General features: G+C 48.0%; 4 protein-coding genes. All 4 read left to right on the top strand.

The window, feature by feature from the left end; genetic code table 11:
- The first annotated feature begins 374 nt into the window (after nucleotides 1-374).
- The 4 genes from sppA to thiL are packed head-to-tail and all read left to right on the top strand — an operon-like array spanning nucleotide 375 to nucleotide 5113.
- Entirely contained in the window at nucleotides 375-2138 is a 1764-nt protein-coding gene (sppA, locus tag AC5RDV_RS13300; RefSeq protein ID WP_282748399.1) for a signal peptide peptidase SppA, read from the top strand.
- A 6-nt stretch (nucleotides 2139-2144) separates the two neighbouring features.
- The gene (lpxK, locus tag AC5RDV_RS13295) at nucleotides 2145-3245 is read left to right on the top strand and encodes a tetraacyldisaccharide 4'-kinase (RefSeq protein WP_276789786.1); all 1101 of its coding nucleotides are present in this window, start codon (nucleotides 2145-2147) and stop codon (nucleotides 3243-3245) included.
- The gene (locus tag AC5RDV_RS13290) at nucleotides 3202-4011 is read left to right on the top strand and encodes a purine-nucleoside phosphorylase (protein WP_130893714.1); all 810 of its coding nucleotides are present in this window, start codon (nucleotides 3202-3204) and stop codon (nucleotides 4009-4011) included. The genes lpxK and AC5RDV_RS13290 overlap by 44 nt, the downstream gene beginning before the upstream one ends.
- Before the next feature lie 13 nt (nucleotides 4012-4024).
- Entirely contained in the window at nucleotides 4025-5113 is a 1089-nt protein-coding gene (gene thiL, locus AC5RDV_RS13285; RefSeq protein ID WP_282748400.1) for a thiamine-phosphate kinase, read from the top strand.
- Nucleotides 5114-5370: the final 257 nt, after the last annotated feature.

The raw sequence follows: 5370 nt of genomic DNA, 5'->3' as shown, positions 1-5370 counted from the left end.
AGCGGCCACACAAGGCCTTGCTTCCCGAAAGCGAGTGCAAAGGTACAACCTTTTAACGTAAACACCAAACGTTTCACCAACTTTTTTCCGGGCCAACCCCGACACAAGGACACACAAACACAACCACATGGACAAGAAACACGCTGTAAAACACGTGTTTTACAGCAGGAAACACCGAACACACTGAGGGAAAACTTTTTTTTCAGAATGGAAGGAGGTAGATAGCCCCATAAAATCCATAAGCGTTCTCCCAGACGAAGCTGTATTCCGCCAACAGAACCAATTTAAGTATTATTATAAGGTATAGCGTTTGTAAATCGTAGACATTATTGTATATTTGCGTAATTGTGTGGTTTTACCTACTTATACAACGTATGAAAGATTTCGTCAAATATACTTTGGCCACGCTCTGTGGCTTGTTTCTGGCTAGCATAGCCCTCTTCACATTAGGCATCCTGTCCATTGCGGGGATGATGACCATGGAAAGTACCGCCCCATCCATCAAACCCCAATCCGTGCTTCGCCTGACGCTAAACGGTGAATTACAAGAAGATGCACCGAACGACCCTCTCGGAGACCTGTTCGGCAGTACTTACCCCACCCTCAGTCTGAGAGAAATACAGACAGCCATCCAAGGTGCTAAAGAAAATCCGAACATAGACGGTATATATATAGAAGCACAAACCCTCTTGGGGGCGACTCCCGCCATGATACGAGACATCAGGGAATCCCTCGCCGATTTTAAGAAAAGCGGCAAATATATCATCGCATACGGAGACAACTATACCCAAGGGGCTTACTATATTTGCAGCATAGCCGACAGCATCATCCTTAATCCACAGGGGCAGGTAAACTGGTGCGGTATGGCTTCGCAGCCTATTTTTTACAAAGACCTGTTGGAAAAGATAGGCATTAAGATGCAAGTGTTCAAAGTAGGCAGCTACAAATCGGCCGTGGAACCGTTTACAGCCACCCAAATGAGTGACGCCAACCGCGAACAAGTCACGTCCTACCTGAACGACATCTGGCAAACCATGCTGACGGACGTATCCCGCTCACGCTCCATCAAGAAGGACTTGTTGGACGAATACGCAGACAGCATGCTCACATTCCGCCCCGCAGAAGAACTGGTACGGAACGGCATGGTAGACAGCCTTTGCTATATCGACGGGATAAGCCGGATGTTACGCGCAAAAACCGGAAAGGACAAAGGCGCCCTACCCCTCGTCAGTGTGAAAGAACTGGCGGCTGCCACCGAAACAACCCCGAAAAAAGGTGATAAGATTGCAGTCTACTATGCATACGGAGACATCGTAGACCGAAAGACAGAATGGAGCGAAAATGTGATAGACGCAGAAACAGTATGCCACGACCTGAGAACCCTGCGTGAAGACGAATCGGTCAAAGCGGTAGTACTTCGCATAAATTCCGGAGGCGGAAGCGCTTACGCCTCCGAACAGATATGGCATGAGGTGAAATTACTCCGTGAAGCCAAACCCGTAGTCGTATCCATGGGTGGAATGGCAGCCTCGGGCGGTTACTACATCTCCTGCGCCGCCAACTATATCGTGGCCGAACCGACTACGTTGACCGGAAGTATCGGCATTTTTGGCCTCATTCCCGACGCAAGCCAACTGCTCAGCGACAAATTAGGCCTGCATTTCGATGTAGTAAAAACCAATGCACACGCCGATTTCGGCACGCCTGCACGCCCGTTCAATCCTTCGGAAGCTCAAATGATGCAAGGATATATACAACGAGGTTACAAGTTGTTTACCGAACGTGTAGCAGAGGGACGGAATATGGAAACCGGCCAAGTGGAAAAACTGGCCGAAGGACGGGTTTGGACCGGACAGCAGGCCGTAGGGAACGGACTAGCCGATGCCAATGGCAACCTCCAGACCGCTATCAAAAAAGCGGCGTCATTGGCCAAAATAAAAGATTACCATACGGAATACGCACCGACTCCGGCCCCTTGGTACGAGGGGTTGTTTGACCAACAGAAAAAGGACTATCTGAACACGGCCTTACAAGAGACCCTCGGAACATATTACGCCCCGCTAATGAACCTGAGACAGATCCGGCAAATGAGCGTCCTGCAAGCCCGGATACCGTATGAGCCCAACTTTATCAACTAAACCATCATGGAAGGAGACTTAATCAAAATCAACGAATGGTTGTTACCGGTAGCTTGGCTTTACGGAATAGGCGTAAGGATTCGTAACGAGCTTTTCGAAATGGGAATCCTGAAATCCAAAAGTTACGACATACCCGTTATTTCGGTCGGCAATATCACCGTAGGCGGTACCGGGAAAACACCACATACGGAATATCTCATCCGCCTGTTACGAAAGAAGCATAAAGTGGCCGTGTTGAGTCGGGGATACAAACGTAAATCAAAAGGATTCATTTTAGCCACATCCGAAACGTCTATGCCCGCCATAGGCGACGAACCTTATCAGATGAAACAAAAGTTTCCAGATGTCTATGTCGCTGTGGATAAAAACCGTCGCCGGGGAATTGAAAGGTTATGCGACGAGCAAATCGCACCGGGAACAGAAGTCATCCTGTTAGACGACGCATTCCAACATCGTTATGTAAAACCAGGTATCAACATCCTGTTAGTAGATTACCATCGCTTGATTTGCGACGACAAGTTGCTCCCCGCAGGACGTTTGCGCGAACCGAAAGAAGGAAAAGACCGAGCCAATATCGTAATCGTGACCAAATGTCCGGAAGACATCAAGCCCATGGGGTTCCGGGTCATCAGTAAGGCGCTAAAGTTGTATCCCTACCAGAAGCTGTTCTTCTCAACACTGAAATACAGCCGTCTCATACCGTTGTTCGGAGAGGAAGAATGTCCTTTGGACGAGTTGCTGCCCCACAAACATGTCTTGCTGCTCACCGGCATCGCTTCGCCGGAACAAATGAAAATGGACCTCGAACATTATGAAACGGATATCACGCCGCTTTCTTTCGGCGACCACCATTATTTCTCGCCCAAAGACGTAGCCCTAATCAACGCAACTTACGCCCGAATGTCCCCGCCGAAGCTAATTGTAACCACAGAAAAAGATGCGACCCGCCTGAAAGGCCTCAACGGCCTGAGCGAAGAGGTTAGAAAATCTCTCTATGCCCTGCCGGTCGAAATAGAGATACTGCAAAATCAACAAGAATCGTTTAACGAAAACATTACTGGTTATGTATTCAAAAATTCAAGAAACAGCATCCTGGCTAAAAAGTAGGATGACAACAAGCCCCACAACGGCTATCGTTTTAGGTACCGGATTAGGTAAACTGGCCAACGAAATCACAGATGCGACCCGCATTTCATACAAAGAAATTCCCAACTTCCCAGTCTCTACGGTAGAAGGGCATTCGGGTAATCTTATCTTCGGAAAACTGGGTGACAAAGACATTCTGGCCATGGAAGGCCGCTTTCATTACTATGAAGGCTACACCATGCAAGAGGTCACTTTTCCCATTCGTGTCATGTATGAGTTGGGCATCAAGACCTTGTTCGTCAGCAATGCTGCAGGCGGCACCAACCCCAAGTTTGAAATTGGCGACCTGATGATTATCACCGACCAAATCAACGCACTTCCTGAGAATCCGCTACGCGGTAAGAACTTTCCGACCGGCCCCCGTTTCCCGGATATGTCGGAAGCCTACAACAAGGGACTCATCCGGCAAGCACTCGCCATTGCCGAAGAAAAAGGAATCAAGGTACAGCAAGGCGTATACCTCGCTACACAAGGCCCGACTTTCGAAACTCCGTCTGAATATAAAATGTTCCGCATTTGGGGCGCCGATGCGGTTGGCATGTCTACCGTACCCGAGGTCATCGTAGCCAATCATTGCGGAATCAAATGCTTCGGTATCAGTGTCATCACCGATCTCGGAGTGGAAGGAAAGATTGTGGAAGTCAGCCACGAGGAAGTACAGAAAGCTGCCGATGCCGTACAACCCCTTATGGCCGAGATTATGCGTGAGATGATAAACCGCGCTTAAAGCCCATAAATTTATGCAAGAAACAAACAGGACAGAAATCTCTACGCTCGGAGAGTTCGGGCTTATCAAGCACCTGACAGAAAATATCCGGCTGAAAAACTCTTCCACCCGCTATGGAGTTGGTGACGACTGTGCCGTCATGGAATATCCGGCCGACAAACAAGTCCTCGTCACCAACGATTTGCTGATGGAAGGCATACATTTCGACCTGACATACGTCCCGATGAAACATCTCGGATACAAGGCCGCCATGGTCAACCTCTCGGACATTTATGCCATGAATGGTATCCCCCGTCAAATGGTGGTCTCCATTGCTTTAGGCAAACGTTTCTGTGTAGAGGACATGGAGGCTTTCTACGATGGTATCAAAATGGCATGCGAAGCTCATGAGGTCGATATTGTAGGAGGCGATACGACATCTTCGCTTACGGGGTTGGCCATCAGCATTACCTGCATCGGGGAAGCAGACAAAGACAAAGTGGTTTATCGCAACGGAGCCAAAGAAACCGACTTAATCTGTGTCAGCGGAGATTTAGGAGCAGCTTACATGGGATTGCAGTTGCTCGAACGCGAAAAAGCCGTTTTCAACCAACAGTTGCAGGAAGCTCACAGAAACGAAAGCCCAAAGACCACAGAGGGATTATACGAAGCCCAACCGGACTTTAGCGGAAAAGAGTATTTACTGGAACGACAGCTAAAGCCAGAAGCACGACGTGACATTGTGCAAGCATTGGCAGCCGCTAATATCCGTCCGACTTCCATGATCGACATATCAGACGGACTCAGTTCCGAATTACTGCATATTTGTACGCAAAGCGGTGTCGGTTGCAGGATATATGAAGAATATATTCCCTTAGATTACCAGACGGCTGTCATGGCAGAAGAGCTGAACATGAATGTCACGACCTGCGCCCTGAATGGCGGAGAAGACTATGAATTATTATTCACAGTCCCCATTGCCGACCACGAAAAAGTCAGCCAAATCAAGGACATTAAAATAATAGGCCATATCACCAAGGCCGAATTAGGCTATGCACTCATCAGTAGGGATGGCCAGGAATTTGAACTGAAAGCTCAAGGTTGGAACCCGCTTAAAGGCTGATGTGCCGCATTGTTTCAGCCTGGTTGGACAACAATCCTCCTTGCTATCAAAGACAATCGTCTGCATTTAACTACACTCTTGCCTGTCTTCTCCGACCCAGAAAACAGGTGAGAGTTTACTTTTTTCTCCTATATTACACAAAAATATATCGAATATATTTGGCATTTCAAATTAAATCGCTACCTTTGCACTCGCAAAACAAAAGTAAGTCGGTGCCATAGCTCAGTTGGTAGAGCAAAGGACTGAAAATCCTTGTG

It is taken from the genome of Paraprevotella sp., from assembly GCF_986071375.1.
This window is presented reverse-complemented; position numbering and strand designations above follow the sequence as displayed.

Coding starts and splice junctions, on each gene's coding strand:
- thiL (WP_282748400.1), top strand. CDS start 4,025: ATGCAAGAAACAAACAGGACAGAAATCTCTACGCTCGGAGAGTTCGGG.
- AC5RDV_RS13290 (WP_130893714.1), top strand. CDS start 3,202: ATGTATTCAAAAATTCAAGAAACAGCATCCTGGCTAAAAAGTAGGATG.
- lpxK (WP_276789786.1), top strand. CDS start 2,145: ATGGAAGGAGACTTAATCAAAATCAACGAATGGTTGTTACCGGTAGCT.
- sppA (WP_282748399.1), top strand. CDS start 375: ATGAAAGATTTCGTCAAATATACTTTGGCCACGCTCTGTGGCTTGTTT.